We start from the raw sequence: 18580 nt of genomic DNA, 5'->3' as shown, positions 1-18580 counted from the left end.
CGCGCTCTGGGAATGGGGAAGGGGACCACCCTTTGAGGGACGCCATGAATCTCGATTTCACCGACGGGGACCGGGCTTTCCGGGCCGATGTCCGCACCTTCTTGGCCGAGGCCCTGCCCGAGGATTTGCGGCGCAAAATGATAGAGCGCCGACATCTCGGCAAAGAAGACATCGTGCGTTGGCAGCGCATCCTGAACGCCCGGGGCTGGGCTGTGCCGGCCTGGCCGGTGGAATGGGGCGGCCAGCCGTGGACGCCCACCCAGCGCTATATCTTCCAGGAGGAAATGGCCCTGGCGCATGCGCCGGAAGGCTCGCCCTTCAACGTCAACATGATCGGCCCCATCATCGCGAAGTTCGGGACGGAGGAGCAGAAGCGCCGCTTCCTCCCCCGCATCGCCAACATCGACGACTGGTGGTGCCAGGGCTTTTCCGAGCCGGGCGCCGGGTCCGATCTGGCCGCCTTGAAGACCAGCGCGGTTCGCGACGGCGACGATTATGTCCTCAACGGCCAGAAGATCTGGACCACCCAGGCCCAGCACGCCGACTGGATGTTCGCCCTGGTCCGCACCGCCAACACCGGGAAGAAGCAGCAGGGCATCACCTTCCTGCTGCTGGATATGAAAAGCCCGGGCCTGATCATCCGGCCCATCCCGTCCATCGACGGCATTTCCGACCTGAACGAGGTGTTCTTCGACGACGTGCGGGTGCCCGTGGCCAACCGCATCGGGGAGGAGGGGCGGGGCTGGGACTATGCCAAGCATCTGCTGGGGCACGAGCGCAGCGGCATTGCCCGCATCGGCCTGTCCAAGGAGCGGTTGGCCCAGCTGCGCCACCTCCAGGCCGATCTCGCCGCCCGGGGCATGTTGACGCCGGCCGAGCAGGCACGGCTGGGCCGCAAGCTGGCGGAGGTGGCCGTGGAATTGCGCGCGCTGGAACTGACGCAGCTGCGGGTCGTGGCGGCGGATGCCGCGGGCGGGGGTCAGGCGGCCGCCGGCGCCGCCTCAATCCTGAAGATCAAGGGCACGGAACTGCAGCAGCGCATGACGGAACTGGCGCTGGAACTAGCCGGTCCGGCGGGTCTGGCCGTTCCAGGTCATGACCATGATGACCACAGCGGCGGCGAGCGCGACAGGGATGATCCGGACGGCTGGCGCCCGGCGGCACCCCTTTTCTACTTCACGATGCGCAAGGTCTCGATCTTCGGCGGCTCGAACGAGATCCAAAAGAACATCATCGCCAAGACGATGCTGGGCCTGTGAGGACTGCCATGGACTTCGATCTCACCGACGAACAGCGCCTGTTGTCCGAAACCCTGGGCCGCTTCGTGGCCGACCGCTACGACTTCCACGAGCGGCCGAAGAAGATGGCCGAGGGCCGGGGCTACAGCAAGGCGGTCTGGGACCAGCTGGCCGAGCTGGGCGTCCTGGGCCTGCCCTTCGCGGAGCAGGATGGCGGCTTCGGCGGCGGCGGCGTGGAAACCCTGCTGGTGATGGAGGCCCTGGGTAAGGGGCTGATGGTGGAGCCCTATTTCGGCGCCATCCTGCTGGCCGGCGGCGCGCTGCGCCTGGCCGGCAGCCCGGCGCAGAAGGGTGCCCGCTTGGAAGGCATCATCGCCGGGCAATACCTGATGGCCTTGGCCCACGCCGAACCCGACGGATTGCGCCACACGGTGGACCAACTGCGCACGACGGCCATGGCGGACGGTGACGGCTGGCGCCTGACTGGCGTCAAGACGGCGGTGATCGCCGGCGACAGCGCCGACGAACTGATCGTGAGCGCAGCCACGCCGGCCGGCGTCACACTTTTCCTCGTCGATCCCCAAGCCGATGGCGTCACCATCGTGGGCCACCCGGGATACGACGGCATTCGCGTGGCGGATGTGCGGTTGCACGGGGTGGCCGTGCCGGCCAATGCGGTGCTGGGCGGTTTGGGCGGGGGGGCGCCCATCCTCACGCGCTTGTTCGAGGAGGCGACGGCGGCTTTGGTGGCCGAGGCGGTGGGCATCATGGCCGATACATTGAACATCACAGTGGATTACCTGAAAACCCGCAGCCAGTTCGGTGTGGCCATCGGCAGCTTCCAGGCGTTGCAGCACCGGGCCGTTGACATGATGATGCAGGTGGAATTGGCCCGCAGCATGGCCATCTTGGCGGCGCTTGCCCTTGACATGCCGGATGAGGAACGGCGGCTGAACATCGCTGCCGCCAAGGCCAAGGTCGGGCAGGCGGCCCGCTTCGTCGGCCAGCAGGCGGTGCAACTGCACGGCGCCATCGGCCTGACGCTGGAGTACAAGATCGGCCACGCCTTCAAGCGGCTGACGGCCATCGACGCTTGGCTGGGGGACGCGGACCATCACCTGGACGTCATCGCCGAGGCGGGTGGCTTGCCGGCCATCGCCTGAGATGGCGGGTGGATGAAGGAAGGGCGGGTATCGCCAGGGCCCGCCCTTGCCCCCCATGTGCCAAGCGGTCCCGGTTCAGTCCAGGATGGCCAGCAGCTCCAGCAGGCGGTCGTCCTGGTGGCGGGCGATGTCCGCCACGCTCTGGCCTGGATGGGCGGCCTCCACCTGTGTCACCAGCCGCTCCTGCACGGACGGGTCGGCCAGGTCGGGAACGGTCATGGTTTCCCAGCGCTGGCGGATGCCGGGGGCGAAGTGCCGCAGGAAGTTGCGCAGCCCGCCCTCGCCGCCGCCGGTGTGGAAGGTGGTGAACTGGCCTTGGATGGCCCATTTCAGGGCGGGGCCGAAGCGGATGGCGCGGTCGACATCCTCCACCGTGGCGTACCCCTCCGCCACCAGGGCCACCGCCTCACGGAACATGGCGCTGGTCAGGCGATTGGCGATATGCCCCACGATCTCGCGCCGGACCTGCACCGGCTGCTTGCGCATGGAGGTGTAAAGCGCGGTCGCCATTTCTATCGCCGCCGGGTCGGTCTGGTCGCCGCCACCCACTTCCACCAAAGGCATGAGGTGGACGGGGTTGAAGGGATGGCCCAGGACGCAGCGCTCCGGGTGTCGGCAGGGCCGCTGCAGCCGGCTGATGGGCATGCCCGACGTGCTGCTGGCGATGATGACGTCGGGCGGCGCCAACCGCCCCAGTTCCGCGTACAACGCGTCCTTCACGTCCGGCCGCTCCGGCGCGCTCTCCTGGATGAAGTCGACGCCATCCAGCGCCTCCGCCAAGTCCCTGTGGAACGTGATGGCGGAGGGGTCGGCGCCGGCGGCCAGGCCCCGTTGACAGAGGGCTGGCCAGGCGGCGGCGACATGGGCGCGGACCTTGGCCGGGGCGTCTGAGGATAGGTCGGCCACGGCGACCTTGAACCCCCGGGCCAGATAGGCCGCCACCCAGCCCGCCCCGATCAGGCCGGCGCCGACCACCGCCACCGTGGTGATGGCGTCGGCGCCGCGATAGGAGGCGGCCATGGCTCAGTATCCTTCGAACGTCGGCTTGCGCTTTTCGGCGAAGGCCGTCGCCGCCTCCTTGTAATCATGCGTCAGCATGGTCAGGGATTCATAGGCGATGGACAGTTCCAGGATCTGGTTCAACTGGGCCTTCAGCTGCTTGTTCACCGCCGCCTTGGACCAGCGGACGGCCCAGACGGGGTTGGCCGCGATCTCCGTCGCCACCTTATGGGCCTCTTCCAGCACTGCCTCGCGGGGATGGGCATAGTTGATCAAGCCCAAGGCGGCAGCCTCGGCACCCTTCAGCACCTTACCGCGCATGAGGAATTCCTTGGCGCGCTGCGGTCCGACCAGCAAAGGCCACACCACCGCACCGCCGTCGCCGGCGACCAGCCCGACCTTGACGTGCGTGTCGCCCAGGCGGGCGTCGTCGGCCACCAAGCTCATATCGCAGAACAGGGCCAGGGTCAGGCCCAGGCCGATGGCGTCACCGTTGACCGCCGCGATCACCGGCTGGGGCGTCAGCAGCATGTGCTCGAAGATGCGCAACGTGTTCTGCGGCACCCGCAGGGCGTACTTGAGCCCGAATTCGGTGCCGGCGCGGGCGGCCATCTTCTTGACGTCACCGCCGGCGGAGAAGGCGCGCCCGGCTCCGGTCAGGACGATGGCCTTGATGCTTTCATCCTGGGCCAGGTCCACCCAGATGTATTCCAATTCCTTGTGGTTCTCCGGCCCGACGGCGTTCAGCTTTTCAGGATCGTTCATGGTGACGGTGGCGACGCCGTTGCCGTCGACCTCGACCTTCAGGAATTCGTACTTGCTGTAGTCAACCATCTCTCATTCTCCAAAGGGCGCCATCCTGGTTGGGCGGCGCCGGTCTTTCAGGCGTGGGCTTTCTGCCACTCGGCGAAGGTCGATCCTGCCGCCGCCAGGTCGCGCAGCAGCGGGGCGGGTTCCAGCGACGGGTCGTCGGTGTCGGCACGGAAGGCCGTCAACCTCTCCACCACTGTGGGCAGGCCCACCAGATCCGCGAAGAACAGCGGCCCGCCGCGCCAGCGGGGCCAGCCATAGCCATTGGCGTAGGTGACATCGACGTCCGACGGGCGCAGCGCGATCCCTTCCGCCACCACCCGGGCGCTTTCGTTGATCAAGGGGTAGAGCGCGCGCTCCACGATCTCCTCATCCGTCAGCGGACGGCGCTGGATGCCCAGGCGGGCCGATGTGTCCAGGATCAGCGCCTCCACCTCCGGGTTGGGCTGCGGCGTACGGTTGCCGGCCTCATACAGATAATAGCCGCGGCCGGTCTTCTGGCCGAACCAGCCCCGCTCACAGATCGCGTCGGCGATGGGAAACGGCGTGCCGCGTCGCTTGCGGATCGACCAGCCCACGTCCAGGCCGGACATGTCGTTGATCTCCAGCGGGCCCATGGGGAAACCGAAGCCGCGCATGGCCCGGTCGATGTCCTGGGGCAGGGCGCCCTGCTGCAGCAGGCGTTCCACCGCCGCGGAGCGCTTGGCCAGGATGCGGTTGCCGATGAAGCCGTCGCAGTTGCCGGACAGCACCGGCACCTTGCCGATGCGGCGTCCCACCGCCATGGCGGTTGCGATGGCTTCCGGGCTGCTGGCGGCGGCCTTGACCACCTCCAGCAGCTTCATGACGTTGGCCGGGGCGAAGAAATGCAGGCCGACGAAATCTTGCGCCCTGCCGCTGGATGCCGCGATCGCGTCCACGTCCAGGGCGGAGGTGTTGGAGGACAGGATGGTGCCTGGCCGGGTGATGGCGCCCAAGTCGCGGAAGATTTCCACCTTCACGTCCATGTTCTCGAACACGGCCTCGACCACCAGGTCGACCTCGGCCGCGGCCTTTCGGTCGGTCGTGCCCTGGATCAGGGCCAACTGCTCATTCCTGCGCGCCTCGCTGAGCGAGCCGCGCTTCACGGAACTGGCGTAGTTCGTGCGAATGCGCTCTAACCCCCGGTCCAGGGCGTCCCGCGTGGCGTCGATCAGGACCACGGGCAGGCCGGCGGCGGCGAAGCTCATGGCGATACCTCCACCCATGGTGCCGGCACCGATCACGGCCACCCGCGATATTTCACGCGCCTGGGTGTCCGCCGGCAGGTTGGGCAGCTTCGCCGCCTGACGCTCGGCGAAGAACAGGTGGCGCAGGGCGCGGGACTGCGGGCCGGCCATCAGTTCCGCGTTGGCCTTCGCATCCTCCGCCAGGGCTTCATCAAGCGGCAGGGTGAAGGATCGGCGGATCGAGGCGACGTTGGCTTCGGCGGCCAGCGGCCCGAAAGTCTTGGGCATCACGGTCTTGGCCTGAGCGTCGAAGGCGGCGGGGTTCGCCTGGGCGGCCGCCAGCTTCGCCGTGCGGTCACGGACGGGTATGGCGGGCTGGTTCTGGTCGATGATGGTGCGGGCATGCCGCATGCCGGCCGCCAGCACCTCATCATCGATGACGGCATCGACGATGCCCGACGCCACCGCGTCCGTCGCGCTGATGGGCTTGCCGGAAAGCACATATTCCAACGCCTTTTCGGGACCAACCAGGCGTGGCAGTCGCTGGGTTCCGCCCGCGCCGGCGAACAGTCCCAGGGTGATTTCCGGCAGCCCGACCTTGGCGGATGGCACCATAACCCGGAAATGGCAGCCCAGCGCCACCTCGAACCCGCCGCCCAGCGCGGTGCCGTGGATGGCGGCGACGATAGGCTTGGGCGCGGCTTCCAGGACCTGGATGGTCTGCTGCAAAGTCGGCTCCCGTTTGGGCTTGCCGAATTCCGTGATGTCCGCGCCAGCGAAGAACGTGCGGCCTTCGCACGCCAGCACGATGGCTTTCACGGCGGGATCGGCGGACAGGGTGCCCACCGCCTGGACCAGGCCGTCGCGCACGATATGGCTGAGGGCGTTCACGGGGGGATGGTTCGCCAGGATGACGCCGATGTCCCCGTCGACGCGGATTGAGATCGCTTCGTTGATGCGTGTCATGGCCTAGGCCCCGTGTCACCGCTTGTGAAGAGGAAGGGCCGGCCCCTGGGGACACCCGGGCGGTGTCGGACAGCGGGGTCGGCGCATCCTTCACCAGCGGTTGCAGGCCCTTGGCTGTCAAGAAAGGGGCCCGGCGGGGTGGGAGTCATCGCGGATACGTACACTTGCTCCGATCCACCGGCGTTCGTCGCCGCCCCCGGGAAAGTCGATTACCCCTGTCCCCTGACATCAATAACGGCAGGCACCCCCAGGCAATCGCCGCGCGATTGGGGGCAGCGGGATAGGGCAATGCATTTCAATCTGACCGATGAACAGTCGATGTTTCGCGATTCCGTGGCGGCGTTCGCGCGCCGCCACCTGGCGGCCGGGGCCCTGGCCCGCGCCCACAGCGACGACTACCCCTGGGAGATCGCCCGCCTGATGGCGGAGCAGGGCCTGCTGGGCATCACCGTGCCGGAGGAAAAAGGTGGCGTCGGCGGTTCCCTGATGGATGCGGTCATCGCCATCGAGCAGATCGCGGCCGTGTGCCCCCGCTCCGCCGATGTCATCCAGGCCGGCAACTTCGGCGCCATCCGCACCTTCGCGCAGTTCGCCAGCGAACAGCAGCAGAAGGACTACCTTCAGCCTTTGCTGACCGGCGACGGCCTGATCGCCGTGGCCATGACCGAGCCGGACGCGGGCTCCGCCGTGACGGAGTTGACCACCACGGCGGTGCCGGATGGCGACGGCTTCCGTGTCAGCGGCCAGAAGATCTTCACCACCCACGGCCTGCACGCCACCGTGTTCCTGGTCTACGTCCGCTACGGCCCGGGCACGGGCAACATCGGTTCCGTCCTGATCGAGCGCGGGCAGGAGGGCTTCAGCTTCGGCAAGCCCGTGCGCTTCCTGTCCGGTGAAGAATGGAATCCGCTGTTCTTCGATAACGTCTACGTGCCCAAGGAAAAAGTCCTGCTGGGGCCGGGCGGCTTCAAGAAGCAGATCGCCGGCTTCAATGTCGAGCGGATCGGCAACACCGCTCGCAGCCTGGCGCTGGGCCGCTTCGCCTACACCATGGCGCTGGAGCATGCGAAAACCCGCAGGCAGTTCGGCCGTTTGCTCTGTGAGTTCCAGGGCCTGCAATGGAAATTCGCGGAAATGAAGCTGAAGCTGGACGCGGCCCAGCTGTTGCTCTACCGCGCCGCCGCCAACGCCGATGCCGGACTACCCTCGGCGGAAGAGACCGCCATCGCCAAGGTCGCCTGCAACCGTGCTGGCTTCGAGTGCGCGAACGAGGCCATGCAGATCATGGGCGGTGCCGGCTACAGCGAGGACGGGCTGGTCGAATACTGCTTGCGGCGCACCCGCGGCTGGATGATCGCCGGCGGCACCATCGAGATCCTGCTGAACCGGATCGCCGAGACGGTTTTCGACCGCCGCTTCGCGCAAGGGCCGGCCTGAAGCCGGACAGACCCCAGAACATGATGACCAGGGAGGTGGCGATGACCGATACGGCCAGCGCTTTGAAACACGAGACGGAACGGCCCGAGGTCCGGGCGGACTTCGTGCCGGCGGCCAGCTACATCGCGCCGGAATACGTGCGGCTGGAGAAGGAACGGCTGTGGCCGCGCGTCTGGCAGATGGCCTGCCGCGAGGAAGAGATCGCGCAGCCCGGCGACTACTACACCTATGATATCGCCGACGAATCCATCACCATCGTCCGGCAGAAGTCGGGCGTCCTCGCCGCCTATTACAACGTCTGCCCCCACCGGGGCCGCCGCCTGACGGCGGGCTGCGGCCACACCGCCCGCCTGCACTGCAAGTACCATGGCTGGAAATGGTCGCTGGACGGCAAGCCCGCGGACATCGTTGATCGCCAGGACTGGGGCGACAGTCTGCAGGATGCGGATATCTCACTGGTGGCGGTGAAGGTCGGCACCTGGGGCGGCTGGGTGTTCATCAATATGGACCCTGAGTGCGAGCCCCTGGAGGAGTTCCTGGAACCCGCCAAGGCCATCCTCGATCCCTTCGAGTTCGACAAGATGCGCTATGTCTGGCGCAAGAGCGTCGTCATGCCCTGCAACTGGAAGGTGGCGCTGGAGGCCTTCAACGAGGGCTATCACGTCCAGACGACCCACCGCCAGCTGCTGGCCTATCTGGACGACATGACCTACAGCGCCGCCAAGGGCAAGCACGGCATGTTCGGCTACGCCCCCAACCGCCTGTACGGCCTGCCCAGTCCCCGCCTGGGCGAGGTGAAGGGCGACATGCGCCGGGGCCTGTACCTGTTCAACAAGGAAATCTGGGACACGTTGCAGGCCACCACGACCAAGGAGATGCTGGCCGCCGCCGCGCGTCTGGTGGAACTGCCGGAAGACGCGGACCCCTACACCATCTACGGCGCCTTCGCCCAGTTCCACCGGGAGGAGGCGGCCAAGAACAAACGGCCCTTCCCGGAGGTGCCGGTGGAGACGCTGATGGCCGCCGGCACGGATTGGCATATCTTCCCCAACCTGGTCTTCCTGCAGCAGCCGACCAACGTGCTGTTCTATCGGGCGCGCCCCAATGGCGATGACCCCGACAGCTGCATCTTCGAGATCAACGTCATCGAACGCTTCGCCGAAGGCGCCAATCCGGACGTGGGCGTGGAGCATGGCGCCGACTGGGCCAAGGTCGACTGGGGCCTGATCCTGGAACAGGACTTCCAGAACATGGGCGAGGTGCAGAAGGGCATGAAGTCCAAGGCCTTCAAGGGCGCCCGGACCAGCCCGGTGCAGGAACGGGCCATCAGCAACTTTCACGAAACCCTGCATCATTACCTATGGGACAAGAACTGATGAGCCAATGGGACGAAACGGCCGACTTCGTGATCGTCGGCTCCGGCGGCGGCTCCATGGCCGCCGGCCTATACCTGAAGTCCATCGGCAAGCGGCCGCTGATCCTGGAGAAGACCGACAAGATCGGCGGTTCCACGGCCATGTCCGGCGGCGTGCTGTGGATCCCCAACCACCCGCTGCAGGCCCGTTTCGGCGTCCAGGACAGCGAGGAGGCCGGCCGCCGATACCTTAACGCAGCAGTGGGCCACGACGCCGGGCCCGGTTCCACTCCCGCCCGCAAGGAGGCGTTCCTGAAGGCCGGGCCGGCGATGGTCACCTTCCTGGAAAGCCAGGGCATGCAGTTCATCCGTGCCGAGGGCTGGTCCGATTATTACGATGAACTGGATGGCGGCTGTGCCCGCAGCCGGTCCCTGGCCGCCCCCATGCTGGACGCGCGCGATATGGGGCCTTTGTTCGACAAGCTGCGCATGGGCCCCATGGTGGTGCCGCTGCCGGTGGACCAGACGCGCAACATCACGCTCGCCACCCGGACGCCCAAGGGCATGTGGGAGGGGGTGAAGCTGTTGATGCGCCTGCGCCGCATGGCCAAGACCGGCAAGCCCATCCTCAGCTACGGCGGCGCGCTGCAGGGCCGCATGCTGATGCTGTCGGCGGCCAAGGGCGTACCCATCCGCACCAGCTGCGGCATCGTTGACCTGGTCGAGGAAGAGGGCCGCATCGCCGGCGCGGTGGTGGAGCAGGACGGCCGGCGGCGGCGTATCCGGGCACTGGACGGCGTGTTGATCAACGCCGGCGGCTTCTCCCGCAACAAGGCCATGCGCGAGAAGTACGGGCCGGCGCCGGCGTCCACCGACTGGACCAACGCCAACCCCGGCGACACCGGCGAGATGATAGAAATCGCCCAAGCCCATGGCGCCGCCCTGGACCTGATGGACCAGGCCTGGTGGGTGCCCGGCACCCTGCCGCCCAACGGTGCCGTCTTCATGCACGTGACCGACCTGTCGAAGCCCCATGTGATCGTGGTGGACCAGAACGGCCGACGCATCATGAACGAAAGCCAGTCCTACATGGCCAACGGCCAGGCGCTGTACAAGGCGGGCGTCCCCGCCTGGGTCATCATGGACTGTCGTCACCGTCAGCGGTACGCCTGGGGTGTCCAACCGCCGGGGCAGACGCCCGACGACTGGAAGTCCAGCGGCTATATGAAGTCGGCCTCCACCATTGAAAGCCTGGCCACGGCCATAGGCTTGGACCCGGCCGCCTTGCGGCAAACGGTGGACCGTTTCAACGACTTTGCCCGGACGGGCAAAGATTTGGACTTCCACCGGGGGGAGCGCGCCTATGACAATTGGTTCGGTGATCCGCGCACCAAGCCCAATCCCAACCTGGGCACGATCGAGAAGGCGCCCTTCCTGGCGTTCAAGATGGTACCGGGCGACGTGGGAACGGCCGGTGGCATCATCACAGACGAACATGCGCGCGTGCTGCGGCCGGACGGTTCGGTGATTGACGGCCTGTATGCGACCGGTAATTCCACCGCCTCCGTCATGGGGCGCGTCTATCCTGGGGCGGGTGCCAGCATCGCCGCCTCGTTCGTCTTCGCCTGGCTGGCGGCGCACCACGCGGCAGGGACCTCCATTGCATAGGGCTGTCGCTGTTCATAGATCCCGGGACTGCCCCCCAGCGGCACGGTAACGGCTTGCGCTCATGCCTGTATGTTGTTGAAAGACGGCCCGGAATGAGCGCAAGTCGTTATAACCCACCAAGTTGGCGATTTCCGCGACCGTGCGGTCCGTCCGGCGCAGCAGGTGCTTGGCCGCCGATACCCGCTGCTGCTGCACATAGTGGCGGGGCGTCGTGTTCAGCTTCTTTTCGAAATGACGGATCAGCGTCTGGTGGCTGACCGACAGTGCCTTGGCCAGGTCGGTGATTTTCACATCCTCCGCGAAACGCTGCTCCAGCCAGATCTGCGCCTGGACCACCAGGGGATCACTGCTGTCCAGGTCGGAGGCCATCTCGTCCAGCCCGATGGCCGGACCCAGCCATCGCCCCGTCGGCCGCGAGGTGACACGCTCGACCGCGCGGCTGACCAGTGCGACCTCCGTACCAAGCCCCCGCCCCAAGATCAGACGCCCCTGTTCGACGATGGGGTTGCGTTCATCGATCTGCACCCGTGGGTGGCGTTGTCGGAAAAAGGGCACCAGGGGGCGGGGGACCGGAACGGCCAGCGACCCCAGAAGGCCGGCGGCGGCGAGAAGGGTGAGGGCCGTGCCGCCGGCGGAGATCACCGCCCCGCTGTTATACTGCCAGCGTAACCAGGCGCAGAGGGAGGCCGCCTCGGAAACGCGGTTCTCCAGCGTTTCCAGACCATCGGTAATGAAGCTGCCAACATGCACCAAGTCATGACCCTGGCCGAATTCCAGGGCGCCATCGGTGGTCAGCCGCCTGCCGTCGGCCAGCAGCAAGCTGCCGCCGCCAGGCTTCAGCAATCGTACCTTGGCCATTACGGGCGACTGGTCGCGGGTTCGGAACAACTCCTCCACCCGGATGCGCACTAGGGAGAATAGATCCTGGAACGCCCCGACACTGGACAGGTTGCTCCCGTCGATGCCCACCGTCACGAACTCGGCCATGACTTCCCCTGTTAAAAATACCCCCCTCAGATGTTGATTATGCCCCTATTGGCCGGTTGATGGCCATTGCAATATTAGGAATAAGATTGGGGCGCCAAAGAATGTGCCCCATGACGCTGATGCGGTCTGAAGCCCGACTTCTGGGAGATTCTCCCCGGACTCGGATGGATCGTACGCTAGCGTAGGGAGGGAAATATGGGCCTTGTCCAACGCATTGGACGTCCCGGCATGTACTATTTCCTGGATCTGACTTAGAGGAAGCGGCTGATTTCTGCCGTCCTTCGAATTTGTTCTGATCGCCGGTGCACGACCACTGGCGGCTGCTGAGGATGCATGGCCGCGTGAGGCCAGGGGATGGACAAATGAACAAGGTAGAGCAAGACAACACGCGTTTGGCCAACGTGACCCAGGCCATCTGGGCACTGGTGGACAAGCTGGCACCCCGCCGGATTTACATGACGGCCTCCAGTTCCGATGAGCCTGGCGCCTTCGATTGGGATTTCTTCATCGTCCTGGACAACGACGCGTCCCGACGGTTCTGGGATGGCTCATTCGCGGAAAACGCCTTGGCGGCGCTGGGAATCAAGACCCAGGTCACGGTGGCTGGCGTGGACGATTTCCGCAGCGCGCTACAGGTGCCCCATTCCCTCGCGGCGCAGGCCGTGGAGGAAGGGCACCTGGTCTTCGCCTCGCGCCAACATCAGCACCAGGAAGCGCTAGCCCAACGGCTCTCAGCCTGAGTGGCGCCAGAAAAATCGGCTATACGATCACGTCCGGCGGCCGTGCGGATATCGCTCATCCGATACCGAAATCCGAATGATTGTCTCAGCATCTCCAGTCCCTTAGCGTCAATGACGCGGCGCCCAACGAGGCGCCCGCGTCGAGGGAGGAGGGCTGAGCCATGCTGCGGTTCAATCATATGGAATTGACCGTGCCGCGTGGCTTCGTCGCCGCCCACGGTGCCGATGTCGTGCGTTTCTTCACCACCATCTTCGGCTTCCGGCCAGGGGCGTTCCCGGGTCTGGAGACGCCGCACCTGATCCTGACCACGGATGAGGAAGCGAGCCAGTTCCTCTTCATCTGTGAGTCGGATACGCCCAGTTCGGCGCCCGGCGATGATCATTTGGGATTCCACCTGGATGACGCGGCGGACATCGACGCGTGCCTGTTGGCCTGCCGCCGCTGGCAAGAGGAGGAAGGTGGGGTTGAGATCCGGGCACTGGATGATCTCGACCTCGACCAAACGCTGACGCACGCGTTCTACGTGCGCTACCGGTTGCCGATCTGGTTCGACATTCAAAACATCGCCGCCAAGCCGGGGTTCGAACCCGCGCGGCGCTGGCGCTTCGGCTGAACCGGCCGGGCAAACAAAAAATCACTCAGGGGAGGGAGTTTTGCGAAAGACGCGCGTGAGCGCGGCCGTCTGCTTGTCGACGGCCGCCATCGTTTGGACCATGGCCGGTCGTGCGGAAACGCCGGCGGTCCCCGCAGATCAAGAGACCATCACCGAGGTGATCGTGACGGCCCGCCGCCGTGAGGAAAAGCTGCAGGATGTGCCGGTGGCGGTCACCGCCCTGACCGGGGACCAATTGGCCGAGCGCGGCGTGGCCAAGCTGGAAGACCTCCGCTTCCAGGCCCCCGCCTTCCAGGTGCAGCCCGGCCCCTATGGCGGCGCCGTCCCCGCGTTCGAGGTGCGTGGCCAGCGCCAGCAAGAGGCGTTGATCACTCAAGATCCATCCGTCGGCGCCTATGTGGATGAGATCTATCAGGCCCGGGTCTATGGCCTCAACCAATCGATGCTGGACTTGGATAACGTCCAGGTCCTGAAGGGTCCGCAGGGCACGCTGTTCGGCCGCAACACCAGCGGCGGCGCCTTGCTGGTGGTTTCGAAACGGCCGACCGACCAGTTCGAGGGGCTGGTCAGCATCGGCATGGGTGACTACGACAGCCGCGAGGCCACGGCCGTCGTCAACGTGCCGGTGACGGGAACCTTCGCCCTGCGCGCCGCGGTCAAGGTGGACCACCATGAGGGCTATGTCACCAACGTCGATACCGGCCAGCAGCTGGGGACGGAGACCAACACCGCCTATCGGCTGGGCGGCCTGCTGCGCGTCGGCGGGGTGGAGAGCTACACCACCTTGTCGGGAGTCCACACCACCGGCACCGGCGTCCCCCTGATCAGCCAGGGTTTCGGTCCCAACGCCTCGGCGCTGCCGGGCATGGATCCGGCTGCCGTCGCGCGCGCCAATGCCGCCCAGGCCGCGCGTGGATTCTACGAGACGTCCGGCGATCTCCAACCCGACGACACCAACCTGGACACGTTCGCGGCGACCAACGTCACCACCGTCGATGTCGGGGATCTGACTTTCAAGAACGCGGTCGGCTATCGCCAGATCAGCGCGGACATCGGGGTGGAGTTCGACGGCTCCGACCTGAAGGCGCGGAACGGCTTGCCCTTTTTCAACGCCCTGAACATCGCCCGGCAGCATCAGGTGTCGGAAGAGCTGCAGATGCAGGGCAAAGGGTTTGGTGATCGTTTGACCTATGTGGTCGGCGGCTATTATTTCCGCGAGGAAGGCAGCGATTTCCAGCAGACCGTGATCGGCGCCTATGGCCTGTCCCAGGTCGGCGGCGGCTATGCCGTCAACAGCAGCACCTCGCTGTTCGCCCAGGGCGACCTCAAGCTCACGGATGAGCTGACCTTGACCGCCGGTGGCCGTTACAGCTGGGACCGGCGCGATTTCACCGGCCAGACCTATTATTCGGGCCTGTCGGCCAGCACCGCCGCCATCGACTTCCGGGGCAATCCGCCGCCGGTGGCGTGCAACGACGGCGGTACCGTCGCCAACACCTGCAAGGTGCCTCTGCCCACCTATGAGAAGAACGTTCCGACCTGGACCGCCGGCCTGAACTACAAGCCGGCGGACGAGACCTTGCTGTACGCCACCGTGTCGCGCGGCTATCGCTCCGGCGGCTATAACCTGCGCGGCAAGCTGGGGGCCAACGGCGGCCTGGGCAGCTTCGGGCCCTTCGCCCCGGAAATCGTGATCAACTACGAGGTGGGTGTGAAGCAGGACTTCACCCTGGGTGGCGTCGCCATGCGGGCCAACGCCGCCGGCTACCACCAGGACTATTCCAACATCCAACGCACCATCTATGCCCAGTTCCCCGGGAAACGGTGCCGCAGGCCTACGTCAAGAACGCGGCTTCGGCCACCATCGATGGCGGCGAGCTGGAACTGTCGGCCAAGCCGGCACGCGGGGTCGAACTGACAGCCTTCCTCAGCTACACCAATGCCGCCTATTCCAGCTTCGCCTACACCGTGGCGGCCAACCCCGACGGCTCCGGCAGCCGCACGATTGACGCTTCCAGCTATGCGTTCGCCGGCACGCCAAGGTTCCAGTACGGCGCCACGGCGCGCTATGAACTACCGCTAAATGATCGGTTGGGGACGGCTTCGGCCCAGGTCTCCTACTACCGGCAGAGCCGCATGGCCTGGTCCGACTCCGGGGAGGATTACGCCGTCACCCAGCCCTATGGCCTGACGGACGTGCGCCTGGATTGGAGGGAGATCGCTGGCCATCCGCTGGATCTCGGCTTCTATGTCCGCAACCTGTTCGACGTTCACTACAAGGCCATGGGGGCATCGGGTTACCAGACCACGGGCTTCATCGCCTATATCCCCGGGGCGCCACGGACTCTGGGCGGTACCTTGACGGTGCACTTCTGATGGGGGGCGGAGAGGTTGACCCCTCGCGATGGCGGGGCCCCGCCGTTGTCATCCTGGGTTTCCTGATGCTGCTGATCAGCGCCGGGCCGGTGTTCTACGCCTATGGCGTCTTCGCCCCCGACCTGGTGACGGCCTTCGGGGCCAGTCGCGCCGCCGTGAACCTGGCCCTGACCGCTGTGCTGGTGGTCAGTGGCCTGGCGTCGGCGCCGGTGGGGTGGCTGGCTGCGCGGATGCCCCTGCATTGGCTGGCCATGGGCGGCGTGCTGGGGACGGCCGCCGGGCTGGCCTTGGTCGCGGGCGCCCAGGCCATGTGGCAGGTGATCGCCCTTTACACTACCTTGATCTCCGCCGCCGACGTGCTGCTGGGCATGCTGGTCATCAACCTGCTGCTGGCCCATTGGTTCGAGCGGCGGCGGGGGTTGGCCATCGGCATCGCGGCGCTGGGCGCATCGACGGCGGCCATCGTCTTTCCACCCTGGGCCGCCTATCTGCAGGGCTGGCTGGGCTGGCGGGGTGGCTTCCTGGTGTTCGCCGGCCTCACCCTGCTGCTGGCGCCGCTGGTCTGGTGGCTGGCGCGCCGGCCCGCTGGAGGGATCCCCGTCTGGGAACGCCGGCTTGTCGGCGGAACGCCGCCGGTCCCGGCTGGTCCACCGCCCGGCTGGGGGCTATTTCTCCGCTCTGCTGATTTTTGGATCATCACCCTGGGCGTGGGGACCTTGATGGCGTTCAACGGTGCCGTCATGGCCTCTTTAGTTTCCCATGGACGGGCACTGGGCCTGGATGCCCTGACAGCCGCCAGCTTGGTATCCACCGTGGGGATGACCGCGATGATAGGCAAGCTGGTGTTTGGCGCCCTGGCTGACCGGGTCGACCTGCGCTGGGCCCTGCGGCTGGGCCTGCTGGCCGGGGCGGTGGCCATGGCGCTGTTCGCCCTGGCCGGGGACGGGCATCTGCTCTATGTCGCCGCCCTCATCTATGGGCTGTCGCTGGGCGCCATGCTGCCGGTCTGGGGGGCGCTGACCGCTGAATGCTTTGGACTCGGTCATTATGGCCGGGCCTTGGGCGCCACCCGCGCCGCCATGACGCCGGTCAACTTCGCCTATCCCCTGCTGGTCGGTGCCGTCTTCGACTGTACCGGCAGCTACCGCCCGGCCTGGGCCATCCTGTCCGCCCTGGCGCTGGTGGCACTGGGATTGAGCTTCCTGCGTAGCCGCCCGGCGCGCTGACGACCATACGATTTACGAAGAAGGAGGAGGCGTTATGGCGCAACAGACATTGGCCGGGAAAGTGGCCTTGGTGACGGGCGGTGGGCAAGGCGTGGGACTGGGCATCGCCCAGGCTCTGGCTATCGCCGGCGCCGCCCTGGTCATCACCGGCCGGGATGCCGCCAAGCTGGAGGCGGCTGCGCGCGACCTGGCGACGCTGGGCGGGGCCGGCGTCGCCGTCTATGCCGGTGACGTGCGGCAGCGGGCTGACGCGGATGCCGCAATCGCGGTCGCTCTGGAGCGCTTCGGTCAGCTGGACGTGCTGGTGAATAACGCCCAGAGTTCCAAGCCCGGAACGCTGCTGGAGGACATCGACGACGATGCCATCGCGTTGACCCTGGAGTCCGGCCTGCTGGGAACCATCCGGCACATGCAGGCCGCCTTTCCGCACCTGAAGGCGCGTGGCGGTTCCATCATCAATTTGGGATCGCGCGAAGGCATCTACGGCGGTATCGGCTTCGGCATCTACGCCGCCACGAAGGAGGGTGTGAGAGGTGTCAGCCGCGTCGCCGCGCGTGAATGGGGGCGATATGGCATCCGTGTCAACGTCATCTGCCCAGCGGCCCTCAGTCCCGTCGCCATCCAGTACCTGGATGCGCATCCCGAGCAGGCGGAGATGTATCGGAAGGAAATCGCCCTGGGCCGCTTCGGCGACCCGCATGCCGACATCGGCCCCGTAGCGGTGTTCCTGGCCGGTGACGACAGCCGCTATATCACGGGGCAGACCATCAACGCCGATGGCGGCCAAGTGATGCTGTAGGAAATACGGCCGGGTGCCTTGGAAGGCGCCCGGCCGTTCAAGTTCGCGGTATCGTGACTTCAGACTTCGGCCGTCAATTCCGGCACGGCCTTGAACAGGTCGGCGACCAGGCCGTAGTCGGCGATCTGGAAGATCGGCGCCTCCTCGTCCTTGTTGATGGCGACGATGACCTTGCTGTCCTTCATTCCGGCCAGGTGCTGGATGGCGCCCGAAATGCCCACGGCGATGTACAGCTCCGGCGCCACGATCTTGCCCGTCTGCCCGACCTGGTAGTCGTTGGGCACGAAGCCGGCGTCCACGGCGGCGCGGCTGGCGCCCACGGCGGCACCCAGCTTGTCGGCCAAAGCCTCCAGCAGGGGGAAGTTGTCGCCCGACTGCATGCCCCGCCCGCCCGAGACGATGACCCGGGCCGACGTCAGCTCCGGCCGTTCGGACTTCGACACCTCCTGGCTCACGAACTTGGACAGGCCGGCGTCCGAGGCACCCGACACGGCCTCGACAGCCGCGCTGCCGCCCGTGGCGGCCACCGCCTCGAACGCCGTGCCGCGCACCGTCGCGACCTTCACCGGGTCGGACGACTGCACGGTGGCGATGGCGTTGCCGGCGTAGATGGGACGGGTGAAGGTGTCGGCGCTTTCCACGCCGGTGATGTCGCTGATCTGCGCCACGTCCAGCAGGGCCGCCACGCGCGGCGCCACGTTTTTGCCGAAGGTGGTGCTGGGCGCCAGCACATGGCTGTAGCCGCCGGCCTTCACCAGGCCCACCACCAGCGGCGCCACGTTCTCCGCCAGCCCGTGCGCCAGTTCGGCCGCATCGGCCGTCAGCACCTTGGCCACGCCGGCCACCTGGGCGGTGGCGTCCGCGACAGAAGCAATGCCCTGGCCGATGACCAGCACATGCACGTCGCCGCCCAGCTTGGATGCGGCACCCAGGGTGGTCAGCGTCGGGACCTTCACGCCCTCGACCGAGGGCTCAGCGATAACAAGAGTTGTCAT

16 protein-coding genes are annotated in these 18580 nt (G+C 66.5%); 11 read left to right on the top strand and 5 right to left on the bottom strand.

Annotated elements, in window-relative coordinates; translation table 11 throughout:
• Positions 1-44: 44 nt before the first annotated feature.
• Positions 45-1259: an acyl-CoA dehydrogenase family protein gene (locus tag UAJ10_RS28035; protein WP_322918673.1), complete on the top strand. Its 1215-nt coding sequence runs from the start codon at positions 45-47 to the stop codon at positions 1257-1259.
• An 8-nt stretch (positions 1260-1267) separates the two neighbouring features.
• Positions 1268-2401, top strand: a complete 1134-nt coding sequence (locus tag UAJ10_RS28030) for an acyl-CoA dehydrogenase family protein (RefSeq protein WP_322918672.1) — start codon at positions 1268-1270, stop codon at positions 2399-2401.
• Between the two features lie 75 nt (positions 2402-2476).
• Here UAJ10_RS28030 and UAJ10_RS28025 read toward each other — a convergent pair whose 3' ends face one another.
• Genes UAJ10_RS28025 through UAJ10_RS28015 form a run of 3 tightly spaced genes read right to left on the bottom strand, consistent with a single transcriptional unit; the run spans position 2477 to position 6384 of the window.
• Entirely contained in the window at positions 2477-3421 is a 945-nt protein-coding gene (locus tag UAJ10_RS28025) for a 3-hydroxyacyl-CoA dehydrogenase NAD-binding domain-containing protein (RefSeq protein WP_322918671.1), read from the bottom strand.
• 3 nt (positions 3422-3424) lie between these two features.
• Complete coding sequence (locus UAJ10_RS28020) at positions 3425-4234, bottom strand: enoyl-CoA hydratase/isomerase family protein (protein WP_322918670.1); 810 nt, start codon at positions 4232-4234, stop codon at positions 3425-3427.
• Positions 4235-4281: 47 nt separating this feature from the next.
• A complete protein-coding gene (locus tag UAJ10_RS28015) occupies positions 4282-6384 on the bottom strand; it encodes a 3-hydroxyacyl-CoA dehydrogenase NAD-binding domain-containing protein (protein WP_322918669.1) in 2103 nt (700 codons plus the stop codon).
• A gap of 288 nt (positions 6385-6672) precedes the next feature.
• Here UAJ10_RS28015 and UAJ10_RS28010 point away from each other — a divergent pair, with 288 nt between their 5' ends.
• Genes UAJ10_RS28010 through UAJ10_RS28000 form a run of 3 tightly spaced genes read left to right on the top strand, consistent with a single transcriptional unit; the run spans position 6673 to position 10843 of the window.
• Positions 6673-7821 carry an acyl-CoA dehydrogenase family protein gene (locus UAJ10_RS28010; protein ID WP_322918668.1) on the top strand — a complete coding sequence of 383 codons (1149 nt, stop codon included), beginning with the start codon at positions 6673-6675 and terminating at the stop codon, positions 7819-7821.
• 41 nt (positions 7822-7862) lie between these two features.
• Complete coding sequence (locus UAJ10_RS28005; protein WP_322918667.1) at positions 7863-9197, top strand: aromatic ring-hydroxylating oxygenase subunit alpha; 1335 nt, start codon at positions 7863-7865, stop codon at positions 9195-9197.
• Positions 9197-10843, top strand: coding sequence for an FAD-binding protein (locus UAJ10_RS28000; RefSeq protein ID WP_322918666.1), 1647 nt, complete (start codon positions 9197-9199; stop codon positions 10841-10843). Before UAJ10_RS28005 ends, UAJ10_RS28000 begins: the two co-directional genes overlap by 1 nt.
• A gap of 12 nt (positions 10844-10855) precedes the next feature.
• On the opposite strand, the gene UAJ10_RS27995 is transcribed toward UAJ10_RS28000, so the two are convergent.
• The gene (locus tag UAJ10_RS27995) at positions 10856-11830 is read right to left on the bottom strand and encodes a helix-turn-helix domain-containing protein (RefSeq protein ID WP_322918665.1); all 975 of its coding nucleotides are present in this window, start codon (positions 11828-11830) and stop codon (positions 10856-10858) included.
• 362 nt (positions 11831-12192) lie between these two features.
• Here UAJ10_RS27995 and UAJ10_RS27990 point away from each other — a divergent pair, with 362 nt between their 5' ends.
• The 6 genes from UAJ10_RS27990 (at position 12193) to UAJ10_RS27965 (ending at position 17585) form a co-directional block, all read left to right on the top strand.
• Positions 12193-12570, top strand: a complete 378-nt coding sequence (locus tag UAJ10_RS27990; RefSeq protein ID WP_322918664.1) for a hypothetical protein — start codon at positions 12193-12195, stop codon at positions 12568-12570.
• A gap of 161 nt (positions 12571-12731) precedes the next feature.
• Positions 12732-13184 carry a hypothetical protein gene (locus UAJ10_RS27985; protein WP_322918663.1) on the top strand — a complete coding sequence of 151 codons (453 nt, stop codon included), beginning with the start codon at positions 12732-12734 and terminating at the stop codon, positions 13182-13184.
• Between the two features lie 55 nt (positions 13185-13239).
• Positions 13240-15102 carry a TonB-dependent receptor gene (locus UAJ10_RS27980; RefSeq protein ID WP_322918662.1) on the top strand — a complete coding sequence of 621 codons (1863 nt, stop codon included), beginning with the start codon at positions 13240-13242 and terminating at the stop codon, positions 15100-15102.
• Complete coding sequence (locus UAJ10_RS27975; protein ID WP_322918661.1) at positions 15009-15560, top strand: TonB-dependent receptor; 552 nt, start codon at positions 15009-15011, stop codon at positions 15558-15560. The genes UAJ10_RS27980 and UAJ10_RS27975 overlap by 94 nt, the downstream gene beginning before the upstream one ends.
• Positions 15561-15625: 65 nt before the next feature.
• Positions 15626-16786 carry an MFS transporter gene (locus UAJ10_RS27970; protein ID WP_322918660.1) on the top strand — a complete coding sequence of 387 codons (1161 nt, stop codon included), beginning with the start codon at positions 15626-15628 and terminating at the stop codon, positions 16784-16786.
• 34 nt (positions 16787-16820) lie between these two features.
• Positions 16821-17585, top strand: coding sequence for an SDR family NAD(P)-dependent oxidoreductase (locus UAJ10_RS27965; protein ID WP_322918659.1), 765 nt, complete (start codon positions 16821-16823; stop codon positions 17583-17585).
• A gap of 59 nt (positions 17586-17644) precedes the next feature.
• Here UAJ10_RS27965 and UAJ10_RS27960 read toward each other — a convergent pair whose 3' ends face one another.
• Positions 17645-18580 carry an electron transfer flavoprotein subunit alpha/FixB family protein gene (locus tag UAJ10_RS27960; protein WP_322918658.1) on the bottom strand — a complete coding sequence of 312 codons (936 nt, stop codon included), beginning with the start codon at positions 18578-18580 and terminating at the stop codon, positions 17645-17647.

The organism is Nitrospirillum guaranorum (assembly GCF_034653275.1).
GTDB lineage: Bacteria > Pseudomonadota > Alphaproteobacteria > Azospirillales > Azospirillaceae > Nitrospirillum.
This window is presented reverse-complemented; position numbering and strand designations above follow the sequence as displayed.

Bases quoted from the DNA above. Each gene is read 5' to 3' on its own strand.
- UAJ10_RS27960 (WP_322918658.1), bottom strand. From the start codon at position 18,580: ATGACAACTCTTGTTATCGCTGAGCCCTCGGTCGAGGGCGTGAAGGTC.
- UAJ10_RS28015 (WP_322918669.1), bottom strand. From the start codon at position 6,384: ATGACACGCATCAACGAAGCGATCTCAATCCGCGTCGACGGGGACATC.
- UAJ10_RS28030 (WP_322918672.1), top strand. From the start codon at position 1,268: ATGGACTTCGATCTCACCGACGAACAGCGCCTGTTGTCCGAAACCCTG.
- UAJ10_RS27970 (WP_322918660.1), top strand. From the start codon at position 15,626: ATGCTGCTGATCAGCGCCGGGCCGGTGTTCTACGCCTATGGCGTCTTC.
- UAJ10_RS28000 (WP_322918666.1), top strand. From the start codon at position 9,197: ATGAGCCAATGGGACGAAACGGCCGACTTCGTGATCGTCGGCTCCGGC.
- UAJ10_RS28005 (WP_322918667.1), top strand. From the start codon at position 7,863: ATGACCGATACGGCCAGCGCTTTGAAACACGAGACGGAACGGCCCGAG.
- UAJ10_RS28025 (WP_322918671.1), bottom strand. From the start codon at position 3,421: ATGGCCGCCTCCTATCGCGGCGCCGACGCCATCACCACGGTGGCGGTG.
- UAJ10_RS27965 (WP_322918659.1), top strand. From the start codon at position 16,821: ATGGCGCAACAGACATTGGCCGGGAAAGTGGCCTTGGTGACGGGCGGT.
- UAJ10_RS28010 (WP_322918668.1), top strand. From the start codon at position 6,673: ATGCATTTCAATCTGACCGATGAACAGTCGATGTTTCGCGATTCCGTG.
- UAJ10_RS27985 (WP_322918663.1), top strand. From the start codon at position 12,732: ATGCTGCGGTTCAATCATATGGAATTGACCGTGCCGCGTGGCTTCGTC.
- UAJ10_RS28035 (WP_322918673.1), top strand. From the start codon at position 45: ATGAATCTCGATTTCACCGACGGGGACCGGGCTTTCCGGGCCGATGTC.
- UAJ10_RS28020 (WP_322918670.1), bottom strand. From the start codon at position 4,234: ATGGTTGACTACAGCAAGTACGAATTCCTGAAGGTCGAGGTCGACGGC.
- UAJ10_RS27995 (WP_322918665.1), bottom strand. From the start codon at position 11,830: ATGGCCGAGTTCGTGACGGTGGGCATCGACGGGAGCAACCTGTCCAGT.
- UAJ10_RS27990 (WP_322918664.1), top strand. From the start codon at position 12,193: ATGAACAAGGTAGAGCAAGACAACACGCGTTTGGCCAACGTGACCCAG.